The following is a 16,380-nucleotide window of genomic DNA, read 5'->3' as shown; positions in this document are numbered from 1 at the left end:
GCCTGTGGCCTGCGTCACCGGCCCCCCGACTCTGCCGTCAAGCTGTAACGGCAAGGCCTGACTCTACTGTTAATCGCTGCCACGACCTGTCAGCACACCGAATCCTCTGATCGAGATACACAAGTGATCGAAAATCTACGCAACATCGCCATCATTGCTCACGTTGACCATGGTAAGACCACCCTGGTAGACAAACTCTTGCGTCAATCCGGCACCCTGGAGCGCAACGAGCTCAACGACGAGCGCGTGATGGACTCCAACGACCAGGAGAAAGAGCGCGGTATTACCATTCTGGCGAAAAACACCGCCATCAACTGGAACGGCTACCACATCAACATCGTGGATACCCCGGGCCACGCCGACTTCGGCGGCGAAGTTGAACGCGTAATGTCGATGGTTGACTCCGTTCTGCTGCTGGTTGACGCTCAAGACGGCCCTATGCCGCAAACCCGTTTCGTGACCAAGAAGGCTTTCGAAGCCGGCCTGCGTCCGATCGTGTGCATCAACAAGGTTGACCGTCCAGGCGCGCGTCCGGACTGGGTTCTGGACCAGATCTTCGACCTGTTCGACAACCTGGGTGCCACCGAAGAACAGCTGGACTTCAAAGTCGTCTACGCCTCGGCCCTGAACGGCATTGCCGGTCTGGAACACACCGACATGGCTGAAGACATGACCCCGCTGTACCAGTCGATCGTCGACAACGTACCGGCTCCGAAAGTTGACCGTGAAGGCCCGTTCCAGATGCAAATCTCGGCACTGGACTACAACAGCTTCCTGGGTGTTATCGGTGTTGGCCGTATCGCTCGTGGTAGCGTCAAGCCGAACACTCCGGTGGTCGCCATCGGCGCCGACGGCAAGAAGCGCAACGGTCGTATCCTGAAGCTGATGGGTCACCACGGCCTGCACCGCATCGACGTTGAAGAAGCGTTTGCCGGTGACATCGTGTGTGTGAGCGGTATGGACTCGCTGTTCATCTCCGACACCCTGTGCCAGCCGGACAACGTCGAGGCGATGAAGCCTCTGACCGTTGACGAGCCAACCGTTTCCATGACCTTCCAGGTAAACGACTCGCCTTTCTGCGGTAAAGAAGGCAAGTTCGTGACTTCCCGTAACATCAAGGAACGTCTGGACAAAGAGCTGCTGTACAACGTTGCTCTGCGCGTTGAAGAAGGCGACTCGGCTGACAAGTTCAAGGTTTCCGGCCGTGGTGAGCTGCACCTCTCGGTACTGATCGAAACCATGCGTCGCGAAGGCTTCGAAATGGGCGTTGGTCGTCCTGAAGTGATCATCCGTCAGGTTGACGGCGTGAAGCAGGAACCGTTTGAAAACGTCACCATCGACACCCCTGAAGAATCCCAGGGCAAGGTCATGGAAGAGATGGGCCTGCGTAAGGGCGACCTGACCAACATGGTGCCGGATGGCAAAGGCCGTGTGCGTCTGGAATACAACATCCCTGCTCGTGGTCTGATCGGTTTCCGTAACCAGTTCCTGACCCTGACCAACGGTGCTGGCATCCTGACCTCGATCTTCGATCGCTACGACACCATGAAGTCCGGCGACATGTCCGGTCGTCAGAACGGTGTTCTGGTATCGGTAGAAACCGGCAAGGCGCTGACCTACTCCCTGGAAACCCTCCAGGCGCGTGGCAAGCTGTTCGTTGAACACGGTCAAGAGATCTACAACGGTCAGATCGTCGGCCTGAACAGCCGTGACAACGACATGGGCGTCAACCCAACCAAAGGCAAGAAGCTCGACAACATGCGTGCTTCGGGTAAAGACGAAACCATCGCTCTGGTTCCACCTGTTCGCTTCACCCTGGAACAGGCTCTGGAATTCATCCAGGACGACGAGCTGTGCGAAGTTACGCCTAAGTCGATCCGCCTGCGTAAGAAGATCCTGGACGAAGGCGAGCGTACCCGCGCTGCCAAGAAAGCCAAGAACTGAGTTAACTCAGGCTGAATGAAAAACGCCCCCGGTCGAAAGGCCGGGGGCGTTTTTTTATGCCTGCAATATCTGTAGTGACTGCAGCGGCCTCATCGCGGGCAAGCCCGGCTCCCACATTTTGATAGGTGAACACATTCAACTATGGGAGCTGGCTTGCCTGCGATAGGGCCTCAAGGACCCCACAAAAATCTGGATCAGAACTTGTCGAGGGTCTTGAACCTGGTCTCGCGCACCACTTCCTTCGGCTTGTACGCGCAATACCCCGGGCGCGGCCCGATTTTCGGGTGATTGCGGCACGTATCCGGGCGCTTGTCATAAATAGTGCAGAAGCGGCTCTTACGATCCAGGTACAGGCAATCGTTGTTGCTCATGCGCTGCAGGGTGAAGATCTCGGATTTGGCGTTGAAGCGCTCGACGATGCCTTCCTTCTGCAAGCGCTTGGCGATGTTCTTCGGCGGGTCGCCACGCTCGAACTCATCGACGATGCCGATGCGGATCAGGTCCTTGATCTTCACCTCAACCGGCAGGGTGCAGCAGCTCGACACACAGCCGCCACACATATGGCTTGAGTATTTCTGCCAGGTCTCGAGACGGTCGAGTTCCGCGGCGGCGATCAGTTGAGGCTTCATCAGGTTTCCAAGAGGGGTGTTATCCGGCGCGGGATCATACCGGAACTGGTGGTTTTTTGAACAATATCTTCCAGCTTTCAGCTCGAAGGCTGTGCCGGGCCACAAACGGGCACGGCCCCTGCATCAAATTCCCGCAAAGGTGAATGAGTTAAAAAACTGCCGAACCAGAGCGTCTACCGTCTGTCAGACCGTCTAGGCTCTAGCAACTCCTTCTATCTCGCCCGAGGTCGCATCGATGTCTCAGGAACCGCTTGTACGAGAAGCAGAGGTAGCCGCATTTCGCGATGCTGTCTTGACCAAACTTACCTATGCGGTGGGCAAGGACCCCGACCACGCCTTCGACCACGATTGGTTTGAAGCCATCGCACTGGCCGCCCGCGACCACATGGTCGACCACTGGATGGACCACACGCGGCACATCTACCGCAAGGGACAGAAGCGGGTCTATTACCTCTCGCTGGAATTCCTGATCGGCCGTCTGCTCTACGACAGCCTGAGCAACCTTGGCTTGCTGGACGTGGCCCGTGAGGCCATGAGCGAGTTGGGTGTGGACATGGAGCGCATTCGCCTGCTGGAGCCCGACGCGGCCCTGGGCAACGGTGGCCTTGGCCGCCTGGCGGCCTGCTTCATGGAAAGCATGTCGACCCTGGGCATCGCCGGCCATGGCTATGGCATTCGGTATGAGCACGGCCTGTTTCGCCAGGCGATTGTCGATGGCTGGCAGCAGGAGCAAACCGAACGCTGGCTGGATTTCGGCAACCCCTGGGAGTTCGAGCGCGCCGAAGTGATCTACCCGATCGGCTTTGGCGGTGGTGTGGAAACCGTGCTGGACGCGTCCGGCAAGTCGATCCAGGTCTGGTCGCCGAATGAAACCGTACGTGCGGTGGCGTATGACACCCCGGTCGTCGGCTGGCGCGGCGCCAGCGTCAACACCCTGCGCTTGTGGCGCGCCCGGGCCGTCGAAGACCTGCACCTGGAACGCTTCAACGCCGGTGACCACCTGGGCGCCGTCGCCGAAGTGGCCCGCGCCGAAAGCATCTCCCGAGTGCTTTACCCGGCCGACAGCACCGAAGCAGGGCAGGAGCTGCGCCTGCGCCAGGAGTACTTCTTCGTCTCCGCCTCGTTGCAGGATCTGCTGCGTCGCCACAAGAACATGCACGGCTCGGTATTGAGCCTGGGCGAGCACGCGGCCATTCAACTCAACGACACTCACCCGTCGATCGCGGTGGCCGAGTTGATGCGTCAGTTGGTGGACCTGCACGACATCCCGTGGGATGCCGCCTGGGACGTCACCGTCGAAACCCTTTCGTACACCAACCACACCTTGCTCCCCGAGGCGTTGGAAACCTGGCCAGTCGGCCTGATGGAGCGCATGCTGCCGCGGCACATGCAGATCATCTACCTGATCAACGCCCAGCATATCGACTCGCTGCGGGCCAAGGGCATCCATGACTTCGACGTGCTGCGTGCCGTCTCGCTGATCGAAGAAGACAACGGTCGCCGCGTACGCATGGGCAACCTGGCGTTCCTCGGCTCCCACAGTGTCAACGGCGTATCCGGCCTGCACACGCAACTGATGCGCAGCACGGTGTTCTCCGAACTGCACAAGCTCTACCCGGATCGCATCAACAACAAAACCAACGGCATTACCTTCCGCCGCTGGCTGTACCAGGCCAACCCCAAGCTCACGGCGATGCTGGTGGAAGCACTGGGCCCGGACGTGCTGGATAACCCCGAACAGCGCCTGGCAGACCTGGAACCGTTTGCCGAGAAGCAAGCCTTTCGCAAGGCCTTCGCCGAACAGCGCCTGCACAGTAAGCGGGCACTGGCCGACATCATTCACGAGCGCCTGGGGATTTCGGTCAACCCGGCGGCGATGTTCGATGTGCAGGTCAAGCGGATCCACGAGTACAAGCGCCAGCTGCTGAACCTGATGCACACCGTCGCGCTGTACCAGGCGATCCGGGCCGAGCCGGGCACCGACTGGGTGCCGCGGGTGAAGATCTTCGCCGGCAAGGCCGCGGCCAGCTATCACCAGGCCAAGCTGATCATCAAGCTGACCAACGACATCGCCCGTACCGTCAACAACGACCCTACCGTGCGCGGGTTGCTCAAGGTGGTATTCCTGCCCAACTACAACGTCAGCCTGGCGGAAAGCATCATTCCGGCGGCCGACTTGTCGGAGCAGATTTCCACCGCCGGCTTTGAAGCCTCGGGCACCAGCAACATGAAATTCGGCCTCAACGGCGCGCTGACCATCGGCACCATGGACGGCGCCAACGTCGAGATGCACGAGCGCGTGGGTGCCGACCACATGTTCATCTTCGGCCTCAGCGCCCAGCAGGTGGAAGCGCGCAAACACGCGGGCGAGTTCAACGCCGGGCCAGAGATCGCCGCGTCCCATCGCTTGAATGATGTGCTGCAAGCGATTCGTGGCGGGGTGTTCTCACCGGATGATCCGGGCCGTTATGCCGGGTTGGTGGATTCGCTGATCGACTACGACCGCTTCCTGGTCTGTGCCGACTTCGATTCCTACTGGGATGCCCAGGCGCGGGTCGAGGCCCATTGGCACGACTCCAAGGAATGGTGGCGTTCGGCGGTGCTTAATACCGCGCGCATGGGCTGGTTCTCGTCGGACCGGACCATCCGCGAATACGCGACGGAAATCTGGAAAGCGTTGGATTAGACACTGCAATAAAAAATGTGGGAGCGGGCTTGCTCGCGAAAGCGCAGCGTCAGTCGACAAATTTGTGACTGATCCACCGCCTTCGCGAGCAAGCCCGCTCCCACATGGGGTCCGTGTCGATATACTGAGCATCGCCTTTGCCCGCTTCGGGCTGCTTAGGGATATCGACCATGCAATGGATTTTCATGCTGATTGGCCTGGTGCTCGGCTGGACACTCGACGAGTCGTTCAGTGATGCGGGCATTGGTGCGCTGCTCGGTTTGGGCATTGGCCAGGCGATTCGCCTGTCGATGCTCGCCTCGCGTACGGAGGAACAAGGCCGTCAGCTGGAGTCTGCCCGCAACGCCCTGAAAGTGGTCGAGCAACGCCTGGCCTTGCTGGAAAGGCCTGCCGCCGTTGAAACCCCCGGACCTGTGTTTGTCGAAGAGCCGCTGCCGGTAGCGGCGCCGCCCGAACTCGTCTGGGAATTACCCGCCGAACTGGAACCCGCCTACGCAAGCGTGGTGGCCGAACCCAGCCAGCCATTGCCGGCTGATGTGTGGCGGGCCGAACCGAGCGCGAAAATCCCTGAACAACCTGCCGCGCCTGCGGTGCCTCGCGGCCCCAACTTTATCGCGCGCGCAATCAGCGGTGCCCGCAACTGGCTGTTCGGTGGCAACACCGTGCTGCGGGTCGGCGCGGTGTTGTTGTTCCTCGGCCTGGCCTTCCTGCTGCGCTATGCCACTGAAGGCATGGTGGTGCCAATCGAGTTGCGTTACGCAGGTGTTGCCGGTTGCGCATTGGCACTGCTGGGCCTGGGTTGGTGGCTGCGGCTGCGCAACAGTAATTACGGGTTGATGCTGCAGGGCACCGGCATTGCGGTGTTGTACCTCACGGTGTTCGCCGCGATGCGCCTGCACCCGCTGCTCGACCCCGGCGCGGCACTCGGCTTGCTGGTGGCGGTCACTGTTTTCTCGGCGATCCTGGCGATTACCCAGGACGCTCTCGGCCTGGCCTGCGCCGCCGCCCTCGGCGGTTTTGCGGCACCGATCCTCACGTCCACCGGCGCCGGCAACCATGTGGCGCTGTTCAGCTATTTCGCCCTGCTCAACGCAGGCATTCTCGCCATCGCCTGGTTCAAGGCCTGGCGCCTGCTCAATTTGATCGGTTTTGTCGGCACCTTCGGCATCGGCTTCGCCTGGGGCATGCGCTCCTATACACCGGAGCTGCTGTGGAGCACCGAGCCGTTCCTGATTCTATTTTTCCTGATGTACCTGGGCATCGGCCTGTTGTTCGCCCGGCGCAAGTTGCTGGAGATGCGCGACGCGCCGGACGATGACAGCCGTGGCGCGTTGCTGCGCTGGTCGGCGGCCAAGGGCGATTATGTGGACGGCAGCATGCTGTTCGGTCCGCCGCTGGTGGGCTTCGGTTTGCAGTTTGCGCTGGTGCAGCACCTGGAATTTGCCGCTGCGTTCAGCGCGCTGGCCCTGGGCATTATCTATATGGGCCTGGCTCGTTTGCTGAGTGGCGGGCGCGCCTTGCTGCTGGCGGAAACCTGCCTGGCGCTGGGTGTGATCTTCGCCAGCCTGGCGATTCCGTTGGGCCTCGACGCACGCTGGACCGCGGCGGCCTGGGCCGTGGAAGGCGCCGGGATTTTCTGGCTCGGCCTGCGTCAGCAGCGGCCTTTGGCACGGGCGTTTGGCTTGCTGTTGCAAGTCGGTTCGGCGCTGGCGTTCCTCAGCGAATTGCGGATTGGCGAGACCAGCCTGCTGGACGGTGCACCCTTGGGTGCGTTGTTGCTGGGGGCGGCCTTGCTGTTCAGTTTCGACCAGTTGCGCAAGGCGCCGGTGGAGCACGCGGCGCAGTGGGAGCGTCGAGGCTTGCCGGTATTGGCCAGTGTGGGCCTGGGCTTCTTGTACCTGCTCGCACCGTTGCTGCTGTGGACCCAGGGCACGGCCATCAGTTGGGCGCTTGCCGGTCTTGCGACCTTGCTGGTGGGCCTGCGCATCGGCTCGCGCACGTTCCTCTTCACCGCGTTTGCCGTGCAACTGCTGGGTGGTGCGCTGTTCCTGCTGCGCCTGCAAGCGGGGGCTGATTCAGGCGCGGTGTTCAGTGCGGGCTGGAGCGGCTTGCTCACCGCATCGCTGATTGGCCTGGCATTGATCGGCGGCATGCTGCTGGCCGCGCGGGACACCATGGTGCGCAGCGATGTGCGGTTGTTGCGTGGCCTGTCGGTGGTGTTGCTCGCCGGGTTGGTGCTGATCAACCTGGCGGTGCTGTTTGTGCTGCCGTGGGAGACCGCCAGCGGCGTGTGGGCAGCCAGTGGTTTGTTGATCATCTGGCTGAGCCTGTACCTGCAACAGCGCGTCAGTTTTGTCTTCGGGTTGTTGCTGCAAGTGATCGGCGGCGCTTCGTTCCTGATCGCGGTGCCGGACCTGCTCGGGCCGCTGGCCAGCGAGGGTTTGCGTCCGTTGGGCCATAGCGGTTTCTGGACGCCGATGGTGCTCGGGCTGGCGGCGCTGGTCGGTGCCTGGCGCTTGCAGCGTCGGCCTCATGCGCCGGTGTTTGAGGCGTTGAGTTTGCAACGGCTGTCCGACGTGCTGCTGGTGTGGGGTGCGGGTTGGTGGACGCTGGCGTTGGTCAGCGAAGTGCTGCGTTTTGCACCGTCGATGCTGCAAGGCACCTGGCTGTTGGCGGTAGCGGCGGTGAGTGTGGCGATCTGGGCAGTGCTGGCCCTGAGGCTGCAATGGGCATCGCTGGGCGTCTTGTGCACGCTGTTGATGCCGGCGGTGGGCGTGGTGTTGCTGGGCGCGTGGGGCTCGCGTTATCACCCGGCGGCGAACTTCGCCTGGCTGGCCTGGGCAGCGGTATTTGCGGTGCATTTCGTGTCGCTGCGGCGCCTGGCGTTGGTCATCCCGGAAAAAGCCCTGGGCGCCGCGCACGTGCTCGGCTGCTGGCTGTTGATCGGTGTGCTGGCGCTGGAGTTGCGCTACGGCCTGTTGTTGCTGTCCGAGGAATACAACGCCTGGCGCTGGCTGGGCTGGGCGATTCTGCCAAGCCTGTACCTGGTGCTGGCCGCCGCGCCGCGCAGTTGGCCGTGGCCGGTGTCGGCGTACCCGCGCGAGTACCGGTTGTATGCCGCGTTGCCGCTGGCGGTGTTGATGCTCGGCTGGTTCTGGCTGGCGAACATCTTCAGCGACGGCACCGCCGAGCCGCTGCCGTATGTGCCGCTGCTCAACCCGCTGGATATTGGATTGCTATTCGCGCTGCTGGGTGTGTACCTGTGGTCCCGCAGTGCCGCACCGCAACGCGGGCCGCGCGCCGAACTGGTCGCCCAGGCGGTCGCCGGTGTCTCGTTGTTCGCCTTCTTCACCGCGCTGGTGATGCGCACGGCTCATCACTGGGGTGGCGTGCCGTTCCATCTGGATGCGTTGCTGGAGTCGATGCTGGTGCAGGCCGGGCTGTCGATCGTGTGGACCCTGATTGCCCTGAGCCTGATGATCGGCGGCCATCTGCGTCACCGGCGAGAGGTGTGGCTGATCGGTGCGGCATTGATTGCCGTGGTGGTGGCCAAATTGTTCTTCGTCGAATTGAGCAACCGCGGCGGGCTGGCGCGGATCGTATCGTTTATCGGTGTGGGCGGGCTGTTGCTGGTGGTGGGCTATTTCGCCCCGCTGCCCCCCAAGCGCCCCGAGCCGGTGGTTGAAACTGAAGGAGTGGCCTCTTGATGGGCAAGCTGAGTGTGGCGCTGTTGGGGTTGTGCACGACGTTATCGGCCTGGGCCCAGGAGACGCCCGCCGATTTCACCACGCGGGTGCCGCTGACGGTCAGTGGCGAAGGCCCGTGGTACCGCCTGGAACTGCCGCTGGCGGTGCAATTGAGCGCCCGTCAGGCCGACCTGAGTGATGTGCGGGTGTTCAACGCCGCTGGCGAGCCCCAGGCTTACGCACTGGCGCGGCAGTCGGCGCAAAGCACCGAAAGCCGCAGCCTGTCCAACGTGAAGTGGTTCCCGTTGTACGCTGCGGCTGACTCCTCCGAAGCCGTGCCCAGCGTGCGTGTGCAATCCACGTCCACCGGCACGCTGGTGCAAGTGCAGCCGCCGAGCCAACTGGAGGCCGGCGAAGAAGTGCTGCGCGGCTGGCTGCTCGATGCGAGTGCGATCAAGGCCCCATTGCAGCAACTGATCCTCGACTGGACGAGCGAGCGCGACGGCTTTCAGCGTTTCAGCATCGAAGCCAGCGACGACTTGCAGCACTGGCGCGCCTGGGGCGAAGGGCAGGTGGCGCGGTTGTCGTTTGCCGATGAGCGCGTCGAGCAGCATGAAGTGAGTTTGCCGGGGCAGTCGGCGCGGTATCTGCGCCTGCTGTGGAAAGGCCAGGCGGCACCGATGCTGACGTCGGCGCAGTTGGAGAGTGTCAGCGCCCACAGCCTGCCGTTGCCGCTGGTGTGGTCGCAGCCGTTGTCGGGCAGCCGACTCAAGGCCGGGGAATACAGCTGGCAGTTGCCCAACGCACTGAACGTCGAACGCTTGCGAATCGACTTGAGCCAACCCAACAGTCTGGCGCCGGTCACCTTGTCGGGCCGCCGGGAAACTAATCAGGCCTGGCAACCCATGAGCAGCGGTTTGCTCTACCGGTTGACGCAAAATGGCCAGGACGTTTTACAGAACGAACTGCAGTTGCCGGGCCAGGCTGTTGCGCAGCTCAAGCTCGACGTGGACGAGCGTGGTGGTGGCCTGGGCGTGGAGGCGCCGACCTTGAGCTTTGCGGTGCGGGCCACGCAGTTGGTGTTCCTGGCGCGGGGCGAGCCACCGTTCACCCTTGTGCTCGGCAATCCGTCGGTGAAAGGCGCGAACTTGCCGCTGTCGACCCTGATTCCGGACTACAGCGCCGAACGCCTCGCGGGGCTTGGGCAGGCCAAGGTGGCGGGCGAGGCGGTGGTCACATCGCCTGCGGTCGCGGCCCCGGTTGATGCCGGACCGAACTGGAAAAAGCTCGGTCTTTGGGCCGTGCTGCTGCTCGGTGTGGCGGCCCTGGGCGCCATGGCCTACAGTTTGCTGCGCAAGCCACCGGTGGCACGTTAAATAAAGTCCATGAACTCTATTGGGTTTAAATCCTCTGATAGGAGGAAATACGCCCCGACTCGCGTTAAACTGCGCGGGTTTTTAGCCCCCCATTTCCGGAGCCTTCCATGTCCCGCGTTACCCTGAGTCGCTATTTGATCGAGCAGACCCGCAGCAACAACACGCCTGCCGATCTGCGCTTCCTTATCGAAGTGGTGGCGCGTGCTTGCAAGGAAATCAGTCACGCCGTGTCCAAAGGCGCGCTGGGTGGTGTCCTGGGCAGCATGGGCACTGAAAACGTACAAGGCGAAGTGCAGAAGAAGCTTGACGTGATCTCCAACGAAATCCTGCTCGAAGCCAACGAGTGGGGCGGTCACCTGGCCGGCATGGCGTCCGAAGAAATGGACAATGCCTACCAGATCCCGGGCAAATACCCGAAAGGCGCGTACCTGCTGGTATTCGACCCACTGGACGGTTCGTCGAACATCGACATCAACGCGCCAGTCGGCACCATCTTCTCGGTACTGCGTTGCCCGAACGAATACCTGAGCCAGAACGAAGCCCTGAACGAAAAGGCCTTCCTGCAGCCGGGCACCGAGCAGGTAGCTGCCGGTTACGCGATCTACGGCCCACAGACCATGCTGGTGCTGACCCTGGGCGACGGCGTCAAGGGCTTCACCCTGGACCGCGAAATGGGCAGCTTCGTGCTCACCCACGAAGACATCACCATTCCTGCGTCCACCCAGGAATTTGCAATCAACATGTCCAACCAGCGTCACTGGGAAGAGCCGGTTACCCGCTACGTGGGCGAGTTGATGGCCGGCGAAGAAGGCCCGCTGAAGAAGAACTTCAACATGCGCTGGGTGGCTGCGATGGTTGCCGACGTGCACCGCATCCTGACCCGTGGTGGCCTGTTCATGTACCCACGCGACAGCCGCGAGCCGTCCAAGCCAGGCAAGCTGCGCCTGATGTACGAAGCCAACCCGATGTCGTTCCTGGTTGAGCAGGCGGGCGGTGCGTCCACCGACGGCCACCAGCGCATCCTCGACATCCAGCCTGAAGGCCTGCACCAGCGCGTAGCGGTGTTCCTGGGTTCGAAGGAAGAAGTTGAGCGTGTGACCGGCTACCACAAGGCGTAAGTTCTTGCGGTAAGCAAAAGCCCCGACTGCTTTTAGCATTTCGGGGCTTTTTTGTTTATTGAACAAGGCGTTTCAGTAGAAGCGACCGCAGGTTTTTCCGTGTGTCCGCGATGATATGGATATAGATGGTTTTATCCCTGATTTCATAAATAATCCGATTCATTCCACACACGACCTGTCGGTACTGGCTGAGGTTGACCCTCTCAATCTCTTCAGGCATTGAGCCCGCGTAAGGCTGGGTTTCGATGCGTCGCAGAGCGTGCTTCAATGAATCATAGGTTTGTTGCCAGGATGCTGCGGAAAATTGGCGGGTCAGATAGGACTTGATTTCTTTGAGGTCAGATTTTGCAGAATGAAGAATCTCAACCCTGAAACTCATTGTGCTTCGTCTCTGTCCAGCTCGGCGAACACGTCCTCCATTGCTTGGAACTGACCCAATTCAATCTGGCGGTTTCCCAAAGCGAGTAGCTTCAACAGAGCCATGGTCTCTTCTTGTTCTTCAAAACTCTTCACATCCATCACAACCAGCTTGGCCTCACCATTTTGGGTGATGACCAGCGGTTCGCGACTTTCGGTGAGATTTTTCACAATCTCAGCGGTGTGGCTTTTCAAGTAACTAATAGGTTTGATCTGGGATGAGAGTTTCATTGAATGTTCCTTTCTCAAAGATAGGACTGATTTTAGTCTTTATTCGGTCCTTTGTACTGCTGCAATAGCTGTTCATTCAATGGCTGCGACGAAAGGCACCTTCATCCTGAAACCCTATGAATCCTTGGACAAACACCTCCTGCGCAGAAAAAAGAAATACCACCCCCCATCGGGAACCAGACACCTCTTTTCCCTTCTAAGCTTCTGGCAGACCCCCAAGCTGCTTCGTCTCTCCAGGAGTTTTTCCATGTCGTTACGCCGTCTCGCCCTGTTGTCGTTTTGCGTGCTTCTGGCCGCTTGCAGCAAGGTCACTCAAGAAAATTACGCAAAACTGTCGGCCGGCATGCCAAAGGCCGAGGTGGAGTCGTTGTTGGGCAAGCCGACTGATTGTTCTGGCGCACTGGGTATGTCCAGTTGCACCTGGGGCGATAAAAACAGCTTTATCAGCGTGCAATATGCCGGTGACAAAGTACTGATTTTTTCCGGGCAAGGCCTGAAGTAAACCGGGGCGAAAGCCTGCGGGAGAAAAACAACATGATGCGTTTCGTTCTATACCTCTGCGCCAGCCTGTTTTTGGCGGGCTGCGCCAGCCATTCTGGCGATGATCTGCAACCCAAGACTGTTGGCAGCGTCAACCTCAAGCGTTACCAGGGCACCTGGTATGAGTTGGCCCGTTTGCCGATGTACTTCCAGCGCAATTGTGCGCAGTCCGAAGCCCGCTACACGCTGTTGCCCGATGGCAACATGTCGGTGTTCAACCGCTGCCTGACCCCTGAGTGGAAGTGGCAGGAAGCCAAGGGCACCGCAACGCCGCAGGTCGCCGGCAAGACCGACAAACTGTGGGTCGAATTCAACAACTGGTTCACCTCGCTGTTGCCGGGCGTGGCCAAGGGCGATTACTGGGTGCTGTACGTCAGCGATGACTACAAGACCGCCATTGTCGGCAGCCCGAGCCGGCGCTACATGTGGTTGCTGTCGCGCACGCCGACGGTCAGCGCCGACACCCGCGAAGACCTGCTGAGCAGGGCGCGGCAGCAGGGGTATGACACCACGCGTTTGATCTGGCGTACGTCGGACAAGCAGATGGCGAAGACCTCGCAGTAACGGAAGAACGCCATCGCTCCAATGTGGGAGCTGGCTTGCCTGCGATAGCGGTGTTGGATTCACCATCGCTATCGCAGGCAAGCCAGCTCCCACATTTGTCATGTGTCGTCTGTTAGCCCAGCAAATCCCGCAGGACCTGGGTAAACGCCCGGCTGCTGTCTTCTTCGGCAGCGTGATGCCCGTCGCGCACCACCCACTTCCCGTTGACCAGCACGTCGCGCACCTGGCGATCACCACCGGCAAACAACCAGCGATTGAGGATCCCGTCTTCGTTCGCTGTCGCCAGGTACGGATCGTTACCGTCCAGCACCAGCCAGTCCGCACGCTTGCCAACTTCCAGGCGCCCATTCGGCTGCCCCAACGCTTCGGCACCGCCGTCCAACGCGGCATCGAACAGCGTACGCCCAACCATCGGCTGATCGCTGCGATACAGCCGGTTGCGCCGCTGGTCCCGCAGCCGCTGCCCATATTCCAGCCAGCGCAATTCTTCCACCACGCTCAGTGATACATGGCTGTCGGAACCGATCCCCATGCGCCCGCCCTGGGCCAGGAAGTCCACCGCCGGGAAAATCCCGTCGCCCAGGTTGGCTTCAGTGGTCAGGCACAACCCGGCAATCGCCCGGCTCCTGGCCATCAACGTCACTTCTTCCGGATTGGCGTGGGTGGCGTGCACCAGGCACCAGCGCTGATCCACTTCAACATGGTCATACAGCCATTGCAGCGGGCGCTGGCCGCTCCAGGCCAGGCAGTCGTCGACTTCCTTCTGCTGCTCGGCGATGTGGATATGCACCGGGCACGCCTTGTCGCTGGCGGCCAGCACTTCGCTAATCTGTTGCGGTGTGACGGCGCGCAGCGAATGGAAACACAGGCCCAGCCGTTGTGCTGGTTGCGCGGCCAGAATCGGTTGCAGGCGTGATTGCAGGCTCAGGTAATTTTCGGTGCTGTTGATAAAGCGGCGCTGGCCTTCATTGGGTGCCTGGCCGCCGAAACCGGAGTGGCTGTAGAGCACCGGCAATAACGTCAGGCCGATACCGCTGCTGGCGGCCGCCTGGCTGATTTGCCGCGACAGCTCCGCAGGGTCCGCATAGGGCTGGCCGCTGACGTCGTGGTGCACGTAGTGAAATTCGGCCACCGAGGTGTAGCCGGCCTTGAGCATTTCGATATACAACTGGCGCGCGATGACCTGCAACTGGTCGGGGCGGATCTTGCCGACCATCCGATACATCAGGTCGCGCCAGGTCCAGAAACTGTCATTCGGGTTGCCGGCCACTTCCGCCAGCCCGGCCATCGCGCGCTGGAACGCGTGGGAATGCAGGTTCGGCATGCCCGCCAGCACGGGGCCCCTGAGCCGTTCGGCACCGTCTGCACTGGCGTTGGGCTCAACCTTGGTCAGCAGGCCATCGGCGCTGACTTCAAGACGTACATCGTTGGCCCATCCATTAGGCAGCAGCGCGCGTTCGGCAAAGAAAGCGGACATGATTCAGGCACCCCAGTCGTGTGTTTATTTGTATATACATATACAGACGTTTGCCTGCTCGGTAAACTCCGGCAAGCTATGCTTCTTTTTCACCTACAAGGATTTCCTGTGTCGACTCCGCCCGCCAAGTCTCCACTGGCTGCCCACATGGACGAAAGTCCGGCGCCCTTGTATGCCCGCGTCAAACAGATGATCAGCCAGCAGATTCTCAACGGCAACTGGCCGCCGCATTATCGCGTGCCTTCGGAAAGCGAACTGGTCAACCAGTTGGGCTTCAGCCGCATGACCATCAACCGCGCCCTGCGCGAGTTGACTGCCGAAGGCCTGCTGGTACGCATGCAAGGTGTGGGCACCTTTGTCGCCGAGCCCAAGAGCCAGTCGGCGCTGTTTGAAGTACACAACATTGCCGATGAGATCGCCTCCCGCGGTCATCGCCATACGTGCAAGGTCATTACCCTCGGTGAAGAAGCCGCCGGCTCCGAGCGCGCCGTCGCCCTGGAAATGCGCGAAGGCGGGCGGGTGTTCCACTCGTTGATCGTGCACTACGAAAACGACATTCCGGTGCAAATCGAAGACCGTTTCGTCAACGCCCTGGTAGCACCGGAATACCTGCAGCAGGATTTCACCCAGCAAACGCCCTATGCCTACCTCAACCAGGTGGCGCCGCTGACCGAAGGCGAGCACGTGGTCGAGGCGATCCTGGCCGACGCCGACGAATGCAAGCTGCTGCAAATCGAAACCAGCGAGCCATGCCTGCTGATTCGCCGCCGCACCTGGTCTGGCCGCCAGCCGGTCACGGCCGCACGTTTGATCCACCCCGGTTCCCGTCATAGCCTGGAAGGACGTTTCAGTAAATGAGTTCGATGAAAGTCTGGCGCGCTAGCGATTACATACGCATGCCGTGGAAAAACGGTGGCGGCAGCACTGAAGAAATCACCCGTGACGCGGGCGAGGGCCTGGACGGTTTCGGCTGGCGCCTGTCGATTGCCGATATCGCCGAGTCGGGCGGGTTCTCCACCTTTGCCGGGTACCAGCGCATTATCACCGTGCTGCAAGGCTCGGGCATGGTGCTGACGGTGGATGGCGAGGAACAACTCGGGTTGTTACCGCTGCAGCCATTCCCGTTCAAGGGTGACAGCCAGGTGTCCTGCCGCTTGATCGGCGGGCCTATCCGCGATTTCAACCTCATCTATTCGCCGCAGCGCTATCAAGCGCGGTTGCAATGGATGGACGGCACGCAGCGTTTCTTCAGTGCCGCGCACACCGTGCTGGTGTTCAGCGTGGCCGATGAAGTGAAGGTGCTCGGTGAGCGGCTGAACCGTCACGACTGCCTGCAACTGGACGGTAACACCGGCCTGCTGGATGTCAGCGTGATTGGCCGTTGCTGCGTTATCGAATTGACTGCCGCCGCCTGAACAGGTGGGGGTTTCTTCCCCCACATTTTGTTTCCCTCTTCCCGCACCAACTTGTTACCGAACGCCCCAGCATGGCGCAAAGCCCTGCCTCGATGACAAGTGTCCCGCACTGTAAAAATCCCCCGTAAGAAAATTCATCATGCTGCGAAGCCTTGTTTTCCAAGGCTTCCACCCTCGTCCCGGAAAAATCTTCAAACCTTGCGCGCAAAGTTGGCCGCTTGATTGCATATGCTTGTATGTACAAGTAAAGATGTGTGCGTAAGAGTCCGTAAACTTCCTCTTCGCACCCATCAATGT

Annotated in this window: 13 protein-coding genes; 9 read left to right on the top strand and 4 right to left on the bottom strand. The window is 60.8% G+C overall.

All coding sequences use genetic code 11. From position 1 onward, the window contains the following. Window positions 1-123 precede the first annotated feature (123 nt). Window positions 124-1,944, top strand: a complete 1,821-nt coding sequence (gene typA / locus HX811_RS08300; protein ID WP_003217997.1) for a translational GTPase TypA — start codon at window positions 124-126, stop codon at window positions 1,942-1,944. A gap of 194 nt (window positions 1,945-2,138) precedes the next feature. On the opposite strand, the gene HX811_RS08295 is transcribed toward typA, so the two are convergent. After that, window positions 2,139-2,573: a YkgJ family cysteine cluster protein gene (locus HX811_RS08295; protein WP_003217996.1), complete on the bottom strand. Its 435-nt coding sequence runs from the start codon at window positions 2,571-2,573 to the stop codon at window positions 2,139-2,141. 235 nt (window positions 2,574-2,808) lie between these two features. On the opposite strand from HX811_RS08295, the gene HX811_RS08290 reads away from it, so the two are divergent. The 4 genes from HX811_RS08290 to HX811_RS08275 all read left to right on the top strand — a co-directional run bounded on the left by HX811_RS08290 (window position 2,809) and on the right by HX811_RS08275 (window position 11,439). Continuing rightward, entirely contained in the window at window positions 2,809-5,259 is a 2,451-nt protein-coding gene (locus HX811_RS08290) for a glycogen/starch/alpha-glucan phosphorylase (RefSeq protein WP_003217995.1), read from the top strand. Window positions 5,260-5,429: 170 nt separating this feature from the next. Further along, entirely contained in the window at window positions 5,430-8,966 is a 3,537-nt protein-coding gene (locus HX811_RS08285) for a DUF2339 domain-containing protein (protein ID WP_177045528.1), read from the top strand. After that, entirely contained in the window at window positions 8,966-10,321 is a 1,356-nt protein-coding gene (locus HX811_RS08280; RefSeq protein WP_177045526.1) for a DUF3999 domain-containing protein, read from the top strand. Before HX811_RS08285 ends, HX811_RS08280 begins: the two co-directional genes overlap by 1 nt. A gap of 107 nt (window positions 10,322-10,428) precedes the next feature. Beyond that, the gene (locus HX811_RS08275; protein WP_003217989.1) at window positions 10,429-11,439 is read left to right on the top strand and encodes a class 1 fructose-bisphosphatase; all 1,011 of its coding nucleotides are present in this window, start codon (window positions 10,429-10,431) and stop codon (window positions 11,437-11,439) included. Window positions 11,440-11,494: 55 nt separating this feature from the next. On the opposite strand, the gene HX811_RS08270 is transcribed toward HX811_RS08275, so the two are convergent. Together HX811_RS08270 and HX811_RS08265 are read right to left on the bottom strand one after the other, a co-directional pair. After that, entirely contained in the window at window positions 11,495-11,818 is a 324-nt protein-coding gene (locus HX811_RS08270; protein ID WP_177045524.1) for a type II toxin-antitoxin system RelE/ParE family toxin, read from the bottom strand. Then, window positions 11,815-12,087: a type II toxin-antitoxin system Phd/YefM family antitoxin gene (locus tag HX811_RS08265; RefSeq protein ID WP_177045522.1), complete on the bottom strand. Its 273-nt coding sequence runs from the start codon at window positions 12,085-12,087 to the stop codon at window positions 11,815-11,817. Before HX811_RS08265 ends, HX811_RS08270 begins: the two co-directional genes overlap by 4 nt. A gap of 247 nt (window positions 12,088-12,334) precedes the next feature. Here HX811_RS08265 and HX811_RS08260 point away from each other — a divergent pair, with 247 nt between their 5' ends. Both HX811_RS08260 and HX811_RS08255 read left to right on the top strand, forming a co-directional pair. Then, window positions 12,335-12,589: a hypothetical protein gene (locus tag HX811_RS08260; RefSeq protein ID WP_003217986.1), complete on the top strand. Its 255-nt coding sequence runs from the start codon at window positions 12,335-12,337 to the stop codon at window positions 12,587-12,589. A gap of 32 nt (window positions 12,590-12,621) precedes the next feature. Further along, complete coding sequence (locus HX811_RS08255) at window positions 12,622-13,191, top strand: lipocalin family protein (protein WP_003217984.1); 570 nt, start codon at window positions 12,622-12,624, stop codon at window positions 13,189-13,191. Window positions 13,192-13,303: 112 nt separating this feature from the next. Here the strand turns inward: HX811_RS08255 and HX811_RS08250 are convergent, their stop codons facing one another. Next, on the bottom strand, window positions 13,304-14,668 hold the full coding sequence (locus tag HX811_RS08250) for a formimidoylglutamate deiminase (RefSeq protein ID WP_177045520.1): 1,365 nt from the start codon (window positions 14,666-14,668) through the stop codon (window positions 13,304-13,306). 147 nt (window positions 14,669-14,815) lie between these two features. Here HX811_RS08250 and hutC point away from each other — a divergent pair, with 147 nt between their 5' ends. After that, window positions 14,816-15,526 (top strand): histidine utilization repressor, encoded by a 711-nt coding sequence (hutC, locus tag HX811_RS08245; protein WP_003217980.1) that lies wholly within the window; start codon window positions 14,816-14,818, stop codon window positions 15,524-15,526. Beyond that, window positions 15,523-16,083 carry a HutD family protein gene (locus tag HX811_RS08240; protein ID WP_177045518.1) on the top strand — a complete coding sequence of 187 codons (561 nt, stop codon included), beginning with the start codon at window positions 15,523-15,525 and terminating at the stop codon, window positions 16,081-16,083. The genes hutC and HX811_RS08240 overlap by 4 nt, the downstream gene beginning before the upstream one ends. Window positions 16,084-16,380 lie beyond the last annotated feature (297 nt).

Origin of the sequence: Pseudomonas sp. F8002 (assembly GCF_013385495.1) — a bacterium.
Classification (GTDB): domain Bacteria; phylum Pseudomonadota; class Gammaproteobacteria; order Pseudomonadales; family Pseudomonadaceae; genus Aquipseudomonas.
The sequence above is the reverse complement of the archived record's forward strand: the minus strand, read 5'-3'. Positions and strand labels throughout refer to the sequence as shown.

Excerpts from the sequence above, each read along its gene's own strand:
- HX811_RS08260 (WP_003217986.1), top strand. The coding sequence starts at position 12,335 with ATGTCGTTACGCCGTCTCGCCCTGTTGTCGTTTTGCGTGCTTCTGGCC.
- HX811_RS08265 (WP_177045522.1), bottom strand. The coding sequence starts at position 12,087 with ATGAAACTCTCATCCCAGATCAAACCTATTAGTTACTTGAAAAGCCAC.
- HX811_RS08275 (WP_003217989.1), top strand. The coding sequence starts at position 10,429 with ATGTCCCGCGTTACCCTGAGTCGCTATTTGATCGAGCAGACCCGCAGC.
- HX811_RS08255 (WP_003217984.1), top strand. The coding sequence starts at position 12,622 with ATGATGCGTTTCGTTCTATACCTCTGCGCCAGCCTGTTTTTGGCGGGC.
- HX811_RS08280 (WP_177045526.1), top strand. The coding sequence starts at position 8,966 with ATGGGCAAGCTGAGTGTGGCGCTGTTGGGGTTGTGCACGACGTTATCG.
- HX811_RS08285 (WP_177045528.1), top strand. The coding sequence starts at position 5,430 with ATGCAATGGATTTTCATGCTGATTGGCCTGGTGCTCGGCTGGACACTC.
- hutC (WP_003217980.1), top strand. The coding sequence starts at position 14,816 with ATGGACGAAAGTCCGGCGCCCTTGTATGCCCGCGTCAAACAGATGATC.
- HX811_RS08250 (WP_177045520.1), bottom strand. The coding sequence starts at position 14,668 with ATGTCCGCTTTCTTTGCCGAACGCGCGCTGCTGCCTAATGGATGGGCC.
- HX811_RS08270 (WP_177045524.1), bottom strand. The coding sequence starts at position 11,818 with ATGAGTTTCAGGGTTGAGATTCTTCATTCTGCAAAATCTGACCTCAAA.
- HX811_RS08295 (WP_003217996.1), bottom strand. The coding sequence starts at position 2,573 with ATGAAGCCTCAACTGATCGCCGCCGCGGAACTCGACCGTCTCGAGACC.
- HX811_RS08290 (WP_003217995.1), top strand. The coding sequence starts at position 2,809 with ATGTCTCAGGAACCGCTTGTACGAGAAGCAGAGGTAGCCGCATTTCGC.
- HX811_RS08240 (WP_177045518.1), top strand. The coding sequence starts at position 15,523 with ATGAGTTCGATGAAAGTCTGGCGCGCTAGCGATTACATACGCATGCCG.